The organism is Luteimicrobium xylanilyticum, assembly GCF_009429125.1.
In the GTDB taxonomy this organism is placed as follows: Bacteria; Actinomycetota; Actinomycetes; order Actinomycetales; family Cellulomonadaceae; genus Luteimicrobium; species Luteimicrobium xylanilyticum.
Map to the genome: position 1 here is coordinate 205,533 of NZ_CP045529.1, position 16,432 is coordinate 221,964.

Sequence of the window (16,432 nt, forward strand, 5' to 3'; positions counted from 1 at the left end):
AGCGCCGGTGTTCTCGGAACGTAACGCCGGTCACAGTCTGTGAAAAGCGCACCGCGACACGTTGAGCGGAGTGCGCAGCCGCCAGCCGCTACGCTGATCGACATGCGCAGCTACGACGCTGTCGACCTCGCCATCTTGGCTGCCCTCGCGGACCACCCGCGGGTGACGATCGCGGCCCTCGCGGCAGAGCTGCGCATGTCGCGCAACACGATCTACGCCCGGCTCGCGCAGCTCGAGGACGCGGGTGCGTTCCTCGACTTCGACCGAAGCCTGAACCCGCACTACCTGGGCTACTCGCTCGCAGCGTTCCTCGAGGTCGAGGTGCGGCAGAAGGAGCTCGCCCGCATCGTCACGGAGCTGCAGGACATCCCCGAGGTGGTGCAGGCCTATGGTCGCAGCGGCACCGCCGACCTCCAGGTGCAGCTGCTGTGCCGGGACACCGACCATCTGTTCCGCATCGACGCGGCGATCCTCGCGATCGACGGCGTCGAGCGCACGGAGACGTCGCTCTCGATGGGGGAGCTGATCCCGTACCGGCTGCGGCCGCTCATCGAGAAGGCGCGCCGGGAGCTCTGACCCACGGGGCCTCAGCCCCCCGGGGGGACCGCGCGGGTCTATGTCGCGGCAGGAGCCGGGGAGGCGGCCCGGATGCCCGCGAGGAGCTCGAGCGCGATGACGCGCCCGGCGTCGGCGCGGTCCTCGGGGCTTCCCAACGGGAACGGCGCGTCCTCGTCGCCGATCGTCCCGAGGACGAGCGCACCGAACGCGAGGGTGGCTCGCAGCGCCGATCCTGCGGCTGCCTCGGGGCCGGCGACGAGCCTGACGAGCCGCTGGAGCTGTGTCACGGACGCGCCGTGGAACTCGTCGCGGTTCATCACGGTGGGGTTCGCCTGGCTGAACCGCATGGCGAGGCCGAGCGGTCCGTCGAAGAGCTCGCGGAGGCGGTCGACGAGCTCGACGTCACGGGCCTTCCCGGCCGGGACGGTCTCGAGCCAGTCGACGACGTCGCCGATGGTCCCGTAGTAGTCCGCCATGGCCGCGCGGACGATGTCGTCCTTGGTGCGGAAGTGGTAGTAGAGCGCGGCCTTGGTGACGCCGACGGACTCGGCGATCTCGCGCAACGACGTCTTGTCGTAGCCCTGGTCCACGAAGAGACGCATGGCGGTGTCGAGGATCTCGCGGCGTGTGCCGGACCCGTCGCGTGGCATCGGACCTCCTGGCTCTGGGGCTCCGACCAGCCTACCCGCAGACCTACTTGACGACCGGCTAGGAACGTGCTTACCTGTCGTCCGACAGGGAAACTAGCCGGGCGACAGGTAAGCGAGGCTCTCTCATGACCACGACCACCCGCGACGACGCACCACCCGACGCGTCGGCGCCACCGCTCCGCATCGGGCTCATCCTCACGAGCCTCGTGCTCGCGATCGTCCCCATCCAGCTCGACGGACTCGTCGCCGCCACCGCCGCCCCGACCATCGCCGGCGAGCTCGGCGGGTTCGCCTCGATCGCCTGGATCGCCACGACCTACCTCCTGACCATGGCCGTCGGGACGGTCCTGGCGGGCCGGCTCGGCGACATGTTCGGCCGCAAGCGACTCCTGCTGCTGGCGCTCCTCGTGTTCTTCGCAGGCTCCGCGTGGGCCGGGCTGAGCCAGGCGATGGGCGAGCTGATCGTCGCGCGCGGCGTCCAGGGCCTCGGCGCCGGCATGGCGCTCACCACGCTCCTCGCCGTCGTCGCCGACGTCGCCCCGCCCGACAAGCGTGCCCGCTGCAGCGCCGCGCTCGGCGCGGTCGCGCCGTTCTCGATGATCATCGGCCCGTGGGTCGGCGGCGTCGTGACCGACCACCTCGGCTGGCGGTGGATCTTCTTGCTCAACCTCCCGATCATCGCTCTCGCCATCTCCGGGGCCGCGCTGCTCCTCCGGCTCCCCGCCGTCAGCCGGTCCGGCCGGGTCGACGTCGCCGGACTCGCCGCCGTCTCGGTCGCCAGCACCGGGATCGTCCTCGCCGTGACGTGGGGCGGGCACCAGTACGCCTGGGTGTCGTGGCCCGTGATCGGCGCCGCGCTCGTCGCCGCCGCGGCGATCGCGGCCCTCGTCCCGGTCGAGCGCCGCGCGAGCCACCCGATCCTCCCGCCGGACCTGTTCCGCAACCGCGCCGTCGTCGTCAGCATCGTCGTGATGTTCTTCGGCACCGGCGCCGTCCTCATGGGCGCCATGAACTACCTGCCGCTCTACCTGCAGCTCGTGCAGGGACGGTCCGCCAGCAGCAGCGGCCTGCTCCTGCTGCCGCTCCTGCTCCCGGCGATCGCCGTCGCGATGGTCACCGGCTCCTGGACGACGACGCCGCAGCGCTTCCGGCCCGCGATCCTCGCCGGCACCGCGGTGCTCGTCGTCGCGTGCGGGCTGCTCGCCACGATGGACGCCGGGACGTCCGCGTGGGTCACCGCGGGATACATGGTGCTGGCCGGGGCGGGTATCGGGTTCCTGTTCCAGACGCCGCTCGTGCTCGTCCAGAACTCCGCGCCCGCGCGCGAGGTCGGTGCGGCTACCGGGGCCGCGCAGTTCCTGCGGACCCTCGGCGGCGCGATCGGCGTCGGCGCGCTCGGGACGGTCTTCACCGGCACCGTGACCCGCCACGTCGACGCGTCGCTGGCCGGCGGGTCCTCGGGTGCGTCGTCCGGGCTGGACGTCGCGAGCCTCACGCCCGAGCAGCTCGGCACGCTCCCCGCCGGCGCGAGGGACGCCGTGACGTCCGCCGTCGTCGCCGGGAACTCGGCCATGTTCTGGGTCGCGGCCGCAGGCGCCCTGGCCGCCGTCGTCGCCGCACTCCTGATCCCGCGCGTGGCCCCAACCTCCGCGAAGTAGTACGGCCGCCGGTATACCTCGCGAGGTAGACCGGCGGCCGTACTACTTCGGCGCGGAAAGGGCGCGCGGATGGAGGATCATGGGCGCATGGCCTCCTCCGCGCGCACTCCTGACATCGAGTTCGAGGTCGTCGACAACCCCGACGAGTCCCGCTACGAGGCGCGCACCCCGGACGGCGACGTCGTCGGGGTCGCGGACTACCGCCGCAGCTCCACCCCGCGCGGGCCGCGCATCGTCTTCCCGCACACGTTCGTCCCGCCCGAGCTCGAGGGGCACGGCATCGCGGCCTCGCTGGCCCGGCGCGCGCTCGACGACGCCCGGGCGGCCGGGGCGCGCGTCGTCCCCGTCTGCTGGTTCATCGAGGGCTACATCGAGCGCCATCCCGAGTACGACGCGCTCGTCGAACGCTGACCCCGCCGCCGGGTCGGCCCGCTCCGCCCTCCCGCCGAGCACGGGATCGCGTGTCGACCGACGGGCTGACGGCGGCGCCGTCGTCGGCGATGATGGGCGGGTGAGCGACGCCGACGCACTCCACCTGGTCGTGACCCACAACCGCGAGCACGAGCGGTACGAGGTCCGGACCGACGACGGCCGGTTCGCCGGGTTCACCGCCTACTGGCTCCGGGGCGACCGGGTCGTGTTTCTCCACACCGTCGTCAAGGAGGAGTTCGAGGGGCACGGCGTGGGGTCGTTCCTCGCGTCCCACGCGCTCGACGACGTCCGGTCGCGCGGGCTGCGTGTCGTCGCCGTCTGCCCGTTCATCCACGCGTACGTGGAGCGGCACCACGAGTACGACGACCTCGTCGAGCCCGCGCGCCCGGAGGACCTCGACCCGGACGCCTGAGCGGGGGCTGGCGGTGGGCGACGAGCTCAGCGGACGGTGACGGTGACCTTCGCGGTCCGGGGCGCGTCCTTGCCCGCCAGCACGGCCTTCGCCTTGGCGAGGTCGACGACGAGGTACGCGCCGTCGTCCTGCGTGCCGTTCGGCTGGAGCTTGGCGTGCAGGGCGAACGGCGGCTCGACGTCGGTCGAGGCGTCGCCGGCCGCGTCGGACAGGCCGTCGATGCCGAAGTCCGAGTCGTTCGAGACGAGCAGCTTGCGGCCGCCGTCGACGAGGTCGATGCCCTCGATCTTGTCGTGGCCGTAGAAGCCGCCCGTCGCGTCGAGCCTCGTCACCAGTCCGCCGAGGTCGAGGTAGAGCGACTTCGCGACGGGGGTGACGCCCGCGGCCCGCAGGATCGCGTCGCCGTCGGGGCTCTGCGAGCTGTCGGTGAACAGGTACTCCAGCGGGCCGACGCCCGTGTCCGTGCCGGGGACCTCGAGGCCGTACGTCGCGTCGTAGTGCGCACCCGGGACCTCGGCGTCCGGCCCGATGTCCGTGGCCCTCGACAGGTCGATCTCGTAGATCTTCTTGTACGCGCCGGGCTCGGCGTCCCCGTCGCGCTCGTCCACCAGGAACTTCGTCGCGGAGACCGCTGTGATCTCGCTGACCGCGGTGCCGTTGGCCTTCGGGTCGTCGAGCACGTAGGCGTACTCGTGCGTCCGGTGGGTCCGGAGGTCGAACGTGACGAGGCGCGTGAACGGGATGTTCTTGCTCTTCGCCTGGTGTGCCTTGTCGATCGTCAGCGCGGACTGCATGATCCCGACGAGCGTGCGACCGTCGGGGGTGATCGTCAGGCCCTCCATGCCCTTGTTGGGCTCCCGGAACTTCAGCTCGCGCGGCAGCGAGCCGTCGAACGGCGAGAACCGCTCGAGCTCCTTGCCGTTCCGGTCGAAGTGGACGAGGTACGGCCCGTACTCGTCCGACACCCAGAACGTGCCGTCCTTCGCGGCCACGAGCCCCTCCGTGTCGAGGCCGTTCACGGACGTGGGCAGCGCCTTGCCGTCCATGCCGAGGATCGTCTCGCCCGCCGACGCCTCGGGGTTCTCCTGGCCGTTGAGGGGCGTGCCGTCCTTCGCCTTGAGCGCGATGGTCCGCAGCAGCGTCGCCCGGCCGTCCTCCGTGAGCCGGAACTCGCCGATCGACGGGGTGAACGAGGGGATCGGCTCGACCTTGGTGTCGTCGGGTCCGTCGACGTTCGGGCCGCGGTCGGTGAGGCCGTAGACCACGTCGTCGCTGCCCGGCTTCGCGACGACCGCCGACCCGAACCCGGCGCCCGTGATGTCGACGCCGCCGACGGTAGCGAGCGGGGCGACGTCCGTCGAGTAGAGCGTCGCGGCGTCCGTCGTGGAGTAGGTGAACGAGTCGGTGCCGTGGAAGCCCTTGTCGGGGGTGTAGAGGAACGACCCGTCGGCCTGCTGGGTGACCGTGCCGTGCTGCGCCTCGGTGCTCGAGACGAGCTGGAGACCCTTCGGGTCGTTGGCGAGCGGGGTGAGGACGCTCGTCACTCCGCCCGTGACGGTGGCGCGGTCGTCGCGCGGGGACGACGACGTCGGGTGCGACGGGTGGGCCGGGTGCGACCCGCGGCCGTGGGCGAGCGCGGGGCCGGCGACGCCGGCGAGACCGAGACCGAGGAGCGCCGCGACAGCGACGTTGCGGGACGTGAGCATGGTGTGACCTCTCGTGCGAGGGGGTCCACCGGGCCGGCGGTCGGTCGTCCGGCGCCGGGGGAGAGCGACGCCTGGACGCTAGGCGGCGTGGCCGAGGCGACGGCGACGTGCCGGTGTCGGTACGGCGACGAGCCGGTGAACTATCGCCACCGACGCGCAGGCGGCATACAGTAGCCCGACTATTCGGTTCGGTTTGGAATGTGAGGCATTCATGTCCACCACGTCGTTGGGGCTCGACGACCGCTCGCTCGCGACGAAGATCTATCTCGAGCTCCGCGAGCGGATCATCGTGGGAAGCCTGCCGGCGGGTACGCGGATCCGGGAGCGAGAGCTGGCCGAGGAGCTCGACGTCTCCCGGATCCCGGTGCGCGAAGCCCTGCCGAGGCTCGAGGCCGAAGGCTTCGTCCGGACGATCCCGCGGCGTGGCGCGGTCGTGACCGAGCTGAGCCTGCAGGACGTTCGCGAGCTCTTCGAGGTGCGATCGAGCCTGGAGGTGCTCGCGGCGCGGCTCGCGGCCGCAGCGTGCGCGGGGGGAGCGGACGGCGGCGAGCTCGCGGATGCGCTGAGCCGGGCCGAGTCCGCTCTCACGGAGGGCGACGACGGTGCCATCGCCAGCGCGAACTCGGAGCTCCACGAGCAGATCTTGCGGCTGTCGGGCAACGATCTGCTGCAGCGCCTGATGGTCCCGGTGAACGGTCGGGTGCGCCGTCTCTTCTTCCTCGAGTCCTCCCGGGACCAGCAGGTCCTGTGCGCAGAGCACCGGGACCTGTGCCGAGCGGTCCTCGGTGGGCAGGTCGAGCTGGCGGGCTCGCTCGCGTTCGCGCACGTCGAGCACAGCAAGACCGAGTCGCTCGCGCTCATGGCGACCCTGCTCGAGAAGAGTGGCCCGGACTCGCCTGCCGTTACCGGGAGTTAACGCCAGCAGGCCTCTCTCCGTAACTCCTGGTCGGCATTCTGTATACCAGGATGTTGAACCGCGAAGGAGAGAGACCATATGAAGCCCCCCTGCCTGGAGCGAGCGAGGCTCGCTGACGGACGGCTCGTGGATCTCGCCCTGGACGCCTGCGGGACGACCGTCGTGGACCTCCGGGAGGCCGCCGAGAGCGGTCCCGCGACCGGCAGCGAGGAGGCGTGGACCTTCGACGGCTGGGTCGGTGCCGGCCGTCGGCTGGAACCGGGAGGCTCGGTCGACCTCGGCGGTCGCCTGGTCCTTCCGCCGTTCGTCAACGGGCACGTCCATCTCGACAAGACCTTCGTCGGTTCCCGCTGGCAGCCCTACCGGGGCGGCCCTACCGTCTCGGAGCGCGTCGCCGTCGAACGCGAGCTCCGCAACGAGGTCGACGTGCCCGTCGCCCATCGCGCGCTCGCCCTCGCCGAGGCGCTCATCGGCCAGGGCACCGGCGTTGCGCGGACCCACGTGGACGTCGACCCCGACGTACGGCTCGACCACCTCGAGGCCGTGCTCGCGCTGAGAGAGTCCCTCGGCGGTCGTCTGGACCTTCAGGTGGTGGCCTTTCCCCAGAGTGGTGTCCTCACGTCGCCCGGTGTCGCGGAGCTCCTCGACGAGGCCGTCCTCCAGGGCGCCGACGTCGTCGGTGGTCTCGACCCCCACGAGTTCGACGGAGACGCAGAGCGTCATCTCGACGCCGTGTTCGCGATCGCAGAGCGCCGGTCCGTCCCCGTCGACCTGCACCTGCACGAGCTCGGACGGCACGGCGAGCGTGCGCTCGAGCTGCTCGCCGACCGAACCGAGGCCCACGGGATGCAGGGCCTGGTCACCGTGAGCCACGCCTACGGCCTCGGCACGCTGTCTGCCGAGTCCCTCCGTCGGGTCGGCGAGCGACTCGCGCGCGCCGACGTCCGTGTCATGACCAACGGGCCGGCCGGCCCCATGCCGCCGGTCCTGCTGCTGCGCTCGCTGGGCGTGACGGTCTTCTCCGGCACGGACAACGTGCGCGACGCCTGGTGGCCTTACGGGGACGGGGACATGCTCACCGTTGCCCGCACGGTGGCATACCAGTCGGGATTCCGCCGGGACGAAGAGCTCGAGGTCGCTCTCGACCTCGTGACGGATGCGGCAGCCCACGCCCTCGCGCTGGACGGCTACGGGATCGCGCCCGGACGCCCCGCCGACCTCGTGATCCTCGAAGCCTCGTGCGCAGCCGAGGCAGTTGCCGCACCCGCTCGCCGCACGGTCGTCCGGAGCGGAACGCCGCTCACCGCTGCGACCACCCCCCTGACCCCGGCACCGCGCGCCGGGAGCATCCGACCCCAGAACCACCTCACGTCCTCGAGGAGCTGACATGTCACCGCACCTTCGCCCCCTGCGCCTCGGCGCGCCCGTCCTGGCCGTCGCACTACTGCTCGCCGGGTGCGCCGGCGCGGCCCAGAGCTCCCGGGAGAGCGGCGGCAGCTCCGCCGACCGCAAGGACACCGTGATCATCGGGACGGGGGCCGTGCCCCAGAGCCTCGAACCAGCGATCGCCTCCGAGGTGCAGACGGACTTCACCGTCTCCTCGATGTACGACAAGCTCGTCACCTACGACGCCGACGGCAAGATCGTCGGCCGCCTCGCCACCTCGTGGAAGACGGGGGACGGCGGCCGATCCCTCACCCTCACGCTTCGCGACGGCGTCACCTTCCACAGCGGCAACCCCTTCACCGCTGCGGACGTCGTCTACACGTTGGAACGCGACAAGAAGCTCGGGCTCGGCGTCGCGTCGTTCATCTCCGACCTCAAGTCCGTCAAGGCGGACGACGACACGCACGTCACGATCACCCTCACCGGCCCGAACGCGTCCTTCGTGGGCGCCCTCAGCAAGGTCTACGTCGTCGACTCCAAGCTCGTGAAGGAGCACGCGTCCGACGACCAGGGGCAGAAGTGGCTCGCGACGCACGATGCCGGCTCCGGCCCGTACGCGCTGACCTCCTACACCGCCAACCAGCGGACCGAGACCGACCGGTACAAGGGCTACTGGCAGTTCGAGAGCAGCCGCCCCGAGCACGTCGTCTACCGCTACATCCAGGAGAGCAGCACGTTGCGAGACGAGCTGACCTCGGGCGGCGTGGACGTCGCGACCGGCCTGTCGGGAACCGATCTCGACGCCGCGGAGAAGATCAGCGACGTCCAGGCGGACGATCTCCCGAGCCTCATCGAGCTCTTCGTCATGTTCAACATGGAAGGCACCCTGACGTCCGACCCCCGGGTGCGCGAGGCGATCCAGCTCGCCTACGACTACCAGGGCCACGTCTCCTCGATCCTGAGCGGCCGTGGCAGCGTGGCGACCGGGCTCGCTGCGCCGTCAGTCGCCTGCAGGTACGACGCTGGAGCCTCGACCCAGGACGTCGCCAAGGCGAAGCAGCTCGTCGAAGAGGCCGGCGCATCGGGAAAGAGCCTCACGCTCGCCTACCAGACGACCATCCCGGAGCATGCCAAGGCCGCGACCCTGCTGCAGTCGGACCTCAAGGAGATCGGGCTGAACCTCAAGCTCAAGCCCGTCACGTACCCGGAGTACAGCCAGATGATCCAGTCGAAGGCCACGACCCCCGACCTCGGCCTGCTCTGGGACTTCCCGTACTACCCGGCGATCGGACCGATGCTCTACCGCGTCTACGACTCCGCCTTCGTCAACCAGACGAACTACAGCCGCTACAGCAACGCCGAGGTCGACTCGCTCCTCGCCAAGGGACTGTCCGCCACCGACGAGAAGTCCGCCTGCAACGACTTCGTCGCCGCTCAGAAGCAGATCGTCGACGACCGCGTCGCGATGCCCATCTCGAACCCCGAGAACACCATCCTGCTGCGCGACGGTCTGGGCATCACGTACGACCCGACCAGCCAGCTCTTCGACGTCGGCACCCTCGTCCGCAAGTAGCAGGTCCGTCCGGGGGCGGCCGCGCCGCCCCCGGACCCCACGAAGGGAGGTCTCGCAGTGACCCGGTTCGTGCTACGTCGTGTCGGGCTCGCCGCCCTGAGCGTGTGGGGCGTCGCGACCCTCGTGTTCTTCATGACCAAGCTCATCCCCGGTGACCCGGCACGTGTCGCGGCCGGGCGGACGGCGACTGCGGAACAGGTCGCGCAGGCGCGCGCGAGGCTCGGGCTCGACCGGCCCTTCGCCGAGCAGTACCTGCACTACCTCGGTGGCCTGGTGCACGGTGACCTCGGCTGGTCGGCCTCGACGAAGCAGCCCGTCGCCTCCGACCTGGCGCTGGTGGTTCCCGTCACGCTCCAGCTCGTCGTCGTGACGATGGTGCTCACGGTGGCCGTGGCCGTCCCTCTGGGCACCCTGGCCGCGGTGCGGCACGGTCGTTCCGCGGACACCGTGACGCGGCTCGTCGCGATCCTGGGCGGCGGCGTGCCCGTGTTCTGGCTCGCGCTCATGCTCCAGTGGCTCCTGGCGGCGAAGCTCGGATGGGTGCCGATCTCGGGTTCCAGCGGCTTCGGCCACGCACCCCCGGTCGTGACCGGCGCCACGCTCGTCGACTCGGTCCTCGCCGGGAGCCCGACCGACCTGGCGGACTCGGCCTGGCACCTCGTGCTCCCCGCCGTCGCGCTCAGCGCACCCTTCATGGCCGTCGTCGTCCGGAACGTCCGGTCAGCCCTGCTGGGGGTGCTCGGTACCGACTACGTCGCGTTCGCCGTCTCGAAGGGCGTCGGGCCGTGGCGTCTGGTGCGGCACCACGCCCTGCCAGCGGCCGCCGGATCGACCCTCGCCATCCTCGGGATGCAGTTCGGCTGGATGCTCGGCGCCGCGGTCCTGGTGGAGTCTGTGTTCGCGATGCCGGGCCTGGGCACGTACCTGCAGCAGGCCGTGGTCAACCAGGACACCTTCGCGGTCCTCGGGGGCGTTCTCGTCACCGGAGCCGTCTTCGTCCTCGCGGGGCTGGTCGTCGACCTGGTCCAGATGCTCATCGATCCCCGCGTCCGTGCCTCGCACCTCGGAGGTGCCGCATGACCGCTTCACCCCCACGGCTCGTCCGGGAGCCTCAGGCGCCTCCGGCGAAGTCCCGACCGCATCTCCCCTGGGTAGCTCCGGGAACCGTCGGCGACGGGATCGCACGGGGGGCCCGCACCCTGCTCGGCAGGCATGCCGGCGTGCTCGACGTCGTCGGCCTCGTACTGGTGGTGCTTCTTCTGCTGGCTGCCGTGGTCGGGCCGTGGATCGCGCCGCACGACCCGTACCGGGCGGACCCCACGAGCTCGCTGCTCCCGCCCGGGCGGGAGCACCTGCTCGGTACCGACGACGCCGGGCGCGACGTCCTCTCCCGGCTGCTCGTGGGGGCCCGGAGCACCTTGCTCGCGGCGGTCGGCGTCGTCGTGGCGAGCACCTTCGTCGGGGCAGTCGTGGCGGCCGTCGCGGCGTCCGCGCCCCGTTGGCTCGACGAGGCGATCATGCGGGTCGTCGACATCTTCCTCGCCTTCCCGTCGATCGTGCTGGCCCTCGGCATCGCCGCCGCGCTCGGTCCGTCCCTCACCTCCGTCGTGGTGGCGATGGTCGTGGCGATGTGGCCGGCGACCGCACGGCTCGTCCGGGCCGTGATGCGCCAGACGACGTCCTCGCAGTACGTCGAGGCGGCGCGTCTCACCGGCATGTCGCAGCGTCGGTTGATGAGCCGGCACGTCCTGCCCAACTCGTTCGACTCGGTGTACGTCCAGCTCGGGCTGGACATCTCGGGGGCGATCGTCCTGATCGCGGGCTTGGCCTTCCTGGGCGTGGGCGCGGCGCCGCCGAGCGCGGACTGGGGCTCGATGGTTGCGCAGGGGCGCGAGTACGTGACGACCGCTTGGTGGGTGGCACTCTTCCCAGGGCTCGCGATCACGCTGGCAGCGGTCGGCTTCGCACTCCTCGGCGACACGCTCCGTGTCCGCCTCGACCCGACGGTGGTGCGCGCATGAGCGGCGTGGAGCGGTGCCCGCTGCTCCGGGTCCGTGACCTCGCGGTCCGGGTCCGCGGGGTGGACGGGCCGGAGATCGTGCACGGGGTCGACCTCGACGTGCAGGTCGGGGAGCGCGTGGCGCTCGTCGGTGAGTCGGGATCGGGCAAGTCGACGGTCGCGAAGGCGCTCGTCCGGCTCGACCCGGGGGTCGAGGTCGCCGGGTCGGTCCAGTTCGACGATGCCGAGCTCGTCGGGGCTCCCGAGCGGACGCTGCGCGCCGTGCGCGGTGCTGGGATCTCGATGATCTTCCAGGACCCGATGGCCGCGCTCAACCCGGTCCGCCGGATCGTCGACCAGGTCGCGGAGCCTCTCCTGATCCGTGGCGTCGGGCGCAGAGAGGCGGCCAGGCGCGCCGTGGAGATGCTCGACCGGCTCGGTGTCCCGCGGGCCGCGGAGCGTGCACGAAGCTACCCGACGGAGTTCTCGGGCGGGATGCGCCAACGCGTCGTCATGGCTGCGGCGCTCGTGGGAGGACCGCAGCTTCTCGTGGCAGACGAGCCCACGACAGCGCTCGACGTCCGCGTGCAGGAGCAGGTCCTGGACCTCGTGGTCCAGCAGTCCGACGAGCTGGGGCTCGCGGTCCTGTTCATCACGCACGACCTCGGGATCGTCGCTGGGCTCGCCGACCGTGTCGCCGTGATGCGCCACGGCCGGATCGTCGAGGACGGCCCCGTCGACAGGGTGTTCCTCGAGCCGCAGCACCCGTACACCCGCGGCCTGATCGGGGCGGTGCCACGGATCGACGCGGATCCCGGTCGGAGGCTCGCGACGGTGGCTGACAGTCTCGTCGTCGCGCGCGAGGCCCCGCCACCCGCCGGCACGAACCGCTCGCCCGCCGACCGCACCCAGCTCGATGGAGGCCGATCGTGACCCAGATGCCGGCGCACCCGCTCCTGTACGTGCAGGACCTCGTGAAGACGTTCGGCTCCGGGAGCCGGGCTCACACGGCGGTGGACCGAGTCTCGTTCGCGCTCGCCGAGGGGGAGGTCCTCGGCCTCGTCGGTGAGTCGGGCTCCGGAAAATCGACGACGCTGCGCTGCCTCATGGGGCTCGAGACGCCTGACGCCGGTGACCTCGACTACGACCGGATCGACCTGCGCAAGCCGAGCCGGACGCAGCGCCGCCGGTTCCGGCGCGAGGTCCAGCTCGTCTTCCAGGACCCGTACTCGAGCCTGGATCCGCGCATGACCGTCGGGCAGATCCTCGCGGAGCCGCTCGTGGTCTCCGGGGCCTGCCCGGCGCGCGAGCGGCGGGATCGCGTCGTCGAGACGCTCGAGCTGGTCGATCTGGGTGCCGAGCACCTGGGCCGGCACCCGCGCGACTTCTCGGGCGGGCAGCGCCAGCGGATCGCGATCGCGCGTGCTCTCGTCGTGCGGCCGCGGGTGCTCGTGTGCGACGAGCCCGTGTCCGCTCTCGACGTCTCCGTCCAGGCACAGGTGCTCAACCTGCTCAAGGACATGCAGAGTCGCCTGGGGCTGTCCGTCCTGTTCGTGGCGCACGATCTTGCCGTGGTGCGCTACCTGTGCGACCGCGTGGTGGTGCTGCGGGACGGGCGGGTGGTGGAGACCGGGACGCGTGAGGAGATCTACACGCGCCCTCGCGAGGAGTACACACGGACGCTGCTCGAGGCGGTGCCGCGCCTCGACCCGGCCGGCGAGCGGGCGCGGCGCGCGGTGCGCCTGGCACGGGCGGCGTCTCAGGGTGCAGCACAGCCGGTGGCTTGACTCCGGCGTGCACGAGAGGCGGGGAGAGCCCGGTCCGTGGGGACCGGGCTCTCCCCGCCTCGTCGTGAGGGTCAGCGCTCGGCGGCGACCCGGTCGAGGTACGCCGTCGCCTCGGCCAGCGGCACGACGTCGCCGATCTTGGTCGAGATGTCGAACAGCGTCCACGTGTGCGCGCCCGGGAGGTGGTCGGCGACGGCCTCGGGAACGACGATCGTCCGGAAGCCGTTCGCGAGGGAGTCGGCGGCGGTCGCCCGGACGCACCCCGAGGTCACGACGCCGGTGAGGATGACGGTGTCGACACCGGCGTCGTGCAGCACGGTCGACAGGTAGGTGTGGGCGAACGCACTCGACTGGGTCTTGACGACGAGGTGCTCGCCTTCCTCGACGGTGAGCGACGGGTGCAGCTCGGTCGCGACGCTGCCGACGGCGAGAGTGTCGCTACCGGGGAACTTCCGCGCCATGCCTGTCGCGGAGACGAGGCCGCGGGCTGTCGACTGGTAGGCCTGCGTCGTGAAGATCACGGGCACGCCGGCGGCGCGGGCATGGGCGAGGAGCTCGTTGGTGGCGGCGATCGCCTCCTCGGCGCCCGGGCAGTAGGCCGCGTAGCCGGGCTCGGTCCAGAACCGGGCGAGGTCGATGACGACGATCGCCGGCCGGGAGCCGAATCCGACCGCGGCCCACTTGCGCTCGGTGGCGTCGCGCCACTGCCCGAGAAGCTCGACGACCTCGGTCATCTTCGCCTCGATCTGCTCGGCGAGCTGCTCGCCTGGCTCCAGGGGGGCCGTGGCGTCGGCGGACAGCTTCGGGGTGACAGCGGTCATACGGGAAGTCCCTTCTCGCGAAGCCTCCGCACATCGAAGGCCAGTTGGTATACCAACTGTCGCACCAGGTGGTCAGTGACTCCAGCGGTTGGTCGCGACTTTTACGCGGAAGTAACAGGATCGACCTTCGCGGGAAACGGTCGTTTTGGCATTCTGCATACCAACAGCCCCGACAGGAGGACCTGATGGCCTACCCGATCATCGACGTCGAGCTTCCCGCACCGGACGAGTTCCCGACTCTGTCCCTCGCAGAGCGCGACCGTCGTTACGCAGTGCTGCGCGCGACCATGTCGCGCGACGGACTCGACGCGCTCGTCGTGTTCGGTTCCGGCCGCGACACGTATGACCGGTACCTCACCAACGAGCCGCTCGGGACCGTCGCGGTGCTCACTGCGACGAGCGTCACGACGATCGGCCGCTACGCGCTCGCGCGACTCGACCCGTCCGGAGCGGCTTACGAGCGCTGGGTCGACGACGTGCGTCCGGGTCCGGTGCCGACCGTGCTGCGCGAGGTCCTCGGAGAGCACGGTCTCACGTCCGGGGTGAACGTCGGCGTCGTGGGTCTGACCGGCATGGGCTTCGCCGCGGACGACGGCTGGATCCCGTTCACCACGTGGCAGAAGGTCCTGGAGGTGCTCCCGGGCGTCACGTTCGTCGACGCGGGCGGCTGGTTCGAGCGCATGGCGCTCGTCAAGAGCCCCGAAGAGCGCGTCATGGTCCGCAAGGCGGCAGCGATCGGGGAGGCCGCGTGCGAGGCCTTCGTCGCCGCCGCCCGGGTCGGCGCCCGCGAGACCGAGGTCGCGGCCGCGACGCTCGGCGCCACCGTCGCGGGTGGCGGCTGGTGGTACGAGCCGATCATCTGCTTCCGCGCCGGACGAGACCGCTTCTCCTGGGGTCGTCCCGAGTGGATCGGAATGGGCGGTGGCGGCCGGGTGCTCCAGCCGGGCGACTCGGTCGCAGCCGAGCTGTTCAACTTCTACGGCGGCTTCGAGACCCAGCAGCAGATCGAGGCCCACATCGGCGAGCCCGACGCTCTCGTCCGCCGCCTCGAAGAGGTCTGCTTCGAGGCGTACGAGGACGGGCTCGACGTCCTCAGTCGGCCTGGCGCGACGTTCGACGAGCTCGCTGACGCCATGATGCAGCCCATGCTCCGCAACGGCTTCTGGAACACCGGACCGCAGGTCCACGGCGTCGGACCGTGCTGGCCCAACAGCGCGACCCACCTCAACACCGCGTCGGACCCGATGTTCGACGGCTTGACCCTCCCACCTGTCAAGCCCCAGGACGGCGACATCGAGCTGGCGCCCGGCATGGCGTTCGCGTTCGAGCCCAACGCCATCCACCAGTACCGGCGCATCTGCATCGGCGGCACGGTCATGCTCACCGAGGACGGGATCGAAGAGCTCAACCAGCTCGCGAAGACCGTCCAGGTGGTGCAGCCATGACCCGGTACGGCACCGACGTCAAGCTCGCAGACGGAACGTCTTCGGCGTGGGGCGACCCGCTGGAGATGCTCGATGCCGTCCGCGACTTCGGTCTCGACGGCATCAACCTCCGCACGCTCGACGAGCTGAGCCCGACGCTGGACCCGGGCTTCCTGGGCGAGTGGGCGTCCCACGCGCGCGACCTCGGGCTTTACGTCGAGATGGGCCTCGGCAAGGTGAACCCCTACATGACGGCTGAGCTGCCGCGCGTGCGCGACCTCGGCGAGGGCAGCTACCTGGCCGGGATGGAACGCATGATCGCGGTGTGCGCGGAGCACGGCTGGACCAACACCTGGACGGCGCTGGGCGGATACAAGGGCCAGTACGACGGGCTCTACATCACCGACCGGTTTCGGGCGGAGGCACCGTGGCCGGACCAGCTCGCCGCGACCGCGAAGTTCCTGCACCGCCTCGCTCCCGCGCTGCGCGAGCACGGCGTGAGCCTCAACCTCGAGACGCACGAGGAGGCGACGACGTTCGAGCTCGTCCGTCTGGTCGAGGAGGTCGGGCCCGACGTGATCGGGATCTGCCTCGATCCCGGCAACATGCCTGTCCGCGGCGAGGTCCCGGATGAGGGGATCGCGCGCGTCGCGCCGTACGTGCGCAGCACTCAGCTGCGCGACGCCGCCCTGCTACGGACGGGTGACCGGATCTCGCGGTTCCTCGCGCCGTGCGGGGAGGGGATCGTCGACTGGGACGCGGCCCTGCGATCCGTGCTCACCCTCAACCCGGGCCTCAACCTCACGGTCGAGCCGATCGGGCCCGTGCGCGCCGAGATGCCGATCCTCGACCACGACCCGGTCTGGCTCGCGTCGCACGTCGATCTCGGCGCCGACGAGCTCGACCGGCTGCGTGCCGCGGCCGACGCCTACGCGTCGCGGGCGGCGGCCGGCGAGGTCGACGACCTCGAGCAGCTCCGGGCGGTGCGCCCGGCGAAAGCCGCGCACCACGACTTCCTGGCCCGCAGCGTCGCTCACCTGCGCGCCACCGTCGCCGGCCTCGCGCCGGTCCCGTCGCCGGCTTAGGGCCACCGGACGGTCTCGGCCAGGC

The 16,432-nt window shown here is 71.2% G+C and carries 16 protein-coding genes; 13 read left to right on the forward strand and 3 right to left on the reverse strand.

Features of this window, described 5'->3' with window-relative positions; translation table 11 throughout:
* Window positions 1–102 precede the first annotated feature (102 nt).
* Window positions 103–576 carry an Lrp/AsnC family transcriptional regulator gene (locus tag KDY119_RS00910; protein ID WP_036954270.1) on the forward strand — a complete coding sequence of 158 codons (474 nt, stop codon included), beginning with the start codon at window positions 103–105 and terminating at the stop codon, window positions 574–576.
* Between the two features lie 38 nt (window positions 577–614).
* On the opposite strand, the gene KDY119_RS00915 is transcribed toward KDY119_RS00910, so the two are convergent.
* Complete coding sequence (locus tag KDY119_RS00915; protein WP_036954272.1) at window positions 615–1,208, reverse strand: TetR/AcrR family transcriptional regulator; 594 nt, start codon at window positions 1,206–1,208, stop codon at window positions 615–617.
* Window positions 1,209–1,333: 125 nt separating this feature from the next.
* On the opposite strand from KDY119_RS00915, the gene KDY119_RS00920 reads away from it, so the two are divergent.
* The 3 genes from KDY119_RS00920 (at window position 1,334) to KDY119_RS00930 (ending at window position 3,710) form a co-directional block, all read left to right on the forward strand.
* On the forward strand, window positions 1,334–2,866 hold the full coding sequence (locus tag KDY119_RS00920) for an MFS transporter (protein WP_051136874.1): 1,533 nt from the start codon (window positions 1,334–1,336) through the stop codon (window positions 2,864–2,866).
* Window positions 2,867–2,953: 87 nt separating this feature from the next.
* Window positions 2,954–3,277 (forward strand): GNAT family N-acetyltransferase, encoded by a 324-nt coding sequence (locus KDY119_RS00925; protein WP_036954274.1) that lies wholly within the window; start codon window positions 2,954–2,956, stop codon window positions 3,275–3,277.
* A 100-nt stretch (window positions 3,278–3,377) separates the two neighbouring features.
* Complete coding sequence (locus KDY119_RS00930; RefSeq protein ID WP_227994457.1) at window positions 3,378–3,710, forward strand: GNAT family N-acetyltransferase; 333 nt, start codon at window positions 3,378–3,380, stop codon at window positions 3,708–3,710.
* A gap of 26 nt (window positions 3,711–3,736) precedes the next feature.
* Here KDY119_RS00930 and KDY119_RS00935 read toward each other — a convergent pair whose 3' ends face one another.
* Complete coding sequence (locus tag KDY119_RS00935; RefSeq protein ID WP_153021812.1) at window positions 3,737–5,416, reverse strand: esterase-like activity of phytase family protein; 1,680 nt, start codon at window positions 5,414–5,416, stop codon at window positions 3,737–3,739.
* 211 nt (window positions 5,417–5,627) lie between these two features.
* Between KDY119_RS00935 and KDY119_RS00940 the strand changes: the two genes are divergently transcribed.
* The 7 genes from KDY119_RS00940 to KDY119_RS00970 all read left to right on the forward strand — a co-directional run bounded on the left by KDY119_RS00940 (window position 5,628) and on the right by KDY119_RS00970 (window position 13,077).
* A complete protein-coding gene (locus tag KDY119_RS00940; protein WP_051136875.1) occupies window positions 5,628–6,332 on the forward strand; it encodes a GntR family transcriptional regulator in 705 nt (234 codons plus the stop codon).
* A gap of 126 nt (window positions 6,333–6,458) precedes the next feature.
* Window positions 6,459–7,718: an amidohydrolase gene (locus KDY119_RS00945; RefSeq protein WP_227994458.1), complete on the forward strand. Its 1,260-nt coding sequence runs from the start codon at window positions 6,459–6,461 to the stop codon at window positions 7,716–7,718.
* Between the two features lies 1 nt (window position 7,719).
* A complete protein-coding gene (locus tag KDY119_RS00950; RefSeq protein ID WP_036954280.1) occupies window positions 7,720–9,291 on the forward strand; it encodes an ABC transporter substrate-binding protein in 1,572 nt (523 codons plus the stop codon).
* A 57-nt stretch (window positions 9,292–9,348) separates the two neighbouring features.
* Window positions 9,349–10,371, forward strand: coding sequence for an ABC transporter permease (locus KDY119_RS00955; RefSeq protein WP_036954282.1), 1,023 nt, complete (start codon window positions 9,349–9,351; stop codon window positions 10,369–10,371).
* 140 nt (window positions 10,372–10,511) lie between these two features.
* Window positions 10,512–11,312, forward strand: a complete 801-nt coding sequence (locus tag KDY119_RS00960; RefSeq protein ID WP_194174302.1) for an ABC transporter permease — start codon at window positions 10,512–10,514, stop codon at window positions 11,310–11,312.
* Window positions 11,309–12,223 carry an ABC transporter ATP-binding protein gene (locus KDY119_RS00965; protein ID WP_085998072.1) on the forward strand — a complete coding sequence of 305 codons (915 nt, stop codon included), beginning with the start codon at window positions 11,309–11,311 and terminating at the stop codon, window positions 12,221–12,223. Before KDY119_RS00960 ends, KDY119_RS00965 begins: the two co-directional genes overlap by 4 nt.
* A 5-nt stretch (window positions 12,224–12,228) precedes the next feature.
* Window positions 12,229–13,077: an ATP-binding cassette domain-containing protein gene (locus tag KDY119_RS00970; protein ID WP_153022645.1), complete on the forward strand. Its 849-nt coding sequence runs from the start codon at window positions 12,229–12,231 to the stop codon at window positions 13,075–13,077.
* Between the two features lie 71 nt (window positions 13,078–13,148).
* Here KDY119_RS00970 and KDY119_RS00975 read toward each other — a convergent pair whose 3' ends face one another.
* Window positions 13,149–13,898: an isochorismatase family protein gene (locus tag KDY119_RS00975; RefSeq protein WP_083891161.1), complete on the reverse strand. Its 750-nt coding sequence runs from the start codon at window positions 13,896–13,898 to the stop codon at window positions 13,149–13,151.
* A gap of 185 nt (window positions 13,899–14,083) precedes the next feature.
* Here KDY119_RS00975 and KDY119_RS00980 point away from each other — a divergent pair, with 185 nt between their 5' ends.
* Together KDY119_RS00980 and KDY119_RS00985 are read left to right on the forward strand one after the other, a co-directional pair.
* Window positions 14,084–15,343, forward strand: a complete 1,260-nt coding sequence (locus KDY119_RS00980; protein ID WP_036954290.1) for a M24 family metallopeptidase — start codon at window positions 14,084–14,086, stop codon at window positions 15,341–15,343.
* On the forward strand, window positions 15,340–16,407 hold the full coding sequence (locus tag KDY119_RS00985) for a sugar phosphate isomerase/epimerase family protein (protein ID WP_051136877.1): 1,068 nt from the start codon (window positions 15,340–15,342) through the stop codon (window positions 16,405–16,407). Before KDY119_RS00980 ends, KDY119_RS00985 begins: the two co-directional genes overlap by 4 nt.
* The last annotated feature ends 25 nt before the right edge of the window (window positions 16,408–16,432 follow it).

Excerpts from the sequence above, each read along its gene's own strand:
- KDY119_RS00915 (WP_036954272.1), bottom strand. The coding sequence starts at position 1,208 with ATGCCACGCGACGGGTCCGGCACACGCCGCGAGATCCTCGACACCGCC.
- KDY119_RS00975 (WP_083891161.1), bottom strand. The coding sequence starts at position 13,898 with ATGACCGCTGTCACCCCGAAGCTGTCCGCCGACGCCACGGCCCCCCTG.
- KDY119_RS00965 (WP_085998072.1), top strand. The coding sequence starts at position 11,309 with ATGAGCGGCGTGGAGCGGTGCCCGCTGCTCCGGGTCCGTGACCTCGCG.
- KDY119_RS00935 (WP_153021812.1), bottom strand. The coding sequence starts at position 5,416 with ATGCTCACGTCCCGCAACGTCGCTGTCGCGGCGCTCCTCGGTCTCGGT.
- KDY119_RS00985 (WP_051136877.1), top strand. The coding sequence starts at position 15,340 with ATGACCCGGTACGGCACCGACGTCAAGCTCGCAGACGGAACGTCTTCG.
- KDY119_RS00910 (WP_036954270.1), top strand. The coding sequence starts at position 103 with ATGCGCAGCTACGACGCTGTCGACCTCGCCATCTTGGCTGCCCTCGCG.
- KDY119_RS00920 (WP_051136874.1), top strand. The coding sequence starts at position 1,334 with ATGACCACGACCACCCGCGACGACGCACCACCCGACGCGTCGGCGCCA.
- KDY119_RS00925 (WP_036954274.1), top strand. The coding sequence starts at position 2,954 with ATGGCCTCCTCCGCGCGCACTCCTGACATCGAGTTCGAGGTCGTCGAC.
- KDY119_RS00980 (WP_036954290.1), top strand. The coding sequence starts at position 14,084 with ATGGCCTACCCGATCATCGACGTCGAGCTTCCCGCACCGGACGAGTTC.
- KDY119_RS00970 (WP_153022645.1), top strand. The coding sequence starts at position 12,229 with ATGCCGGCGCACCCGCTCCTGTACGTGCAGGACCTCGTGAAGACGTTC.
- KDY119_RS00940 (WP_051136875.1), top strand. The coding sequence starts at position 5,628 with ATGTCCACCACGTCGTTGGGGCTCGACGACCGCTCGCTCGCGACGAAG.
- KDY119_RS00950 (WP_036954280.1), top strand. The coding sequence starts at position 7,720 with ATGTCACCGCACCTTCGCCCCCTGCGCCTCGGCGCGCCCGTCCTGGCC.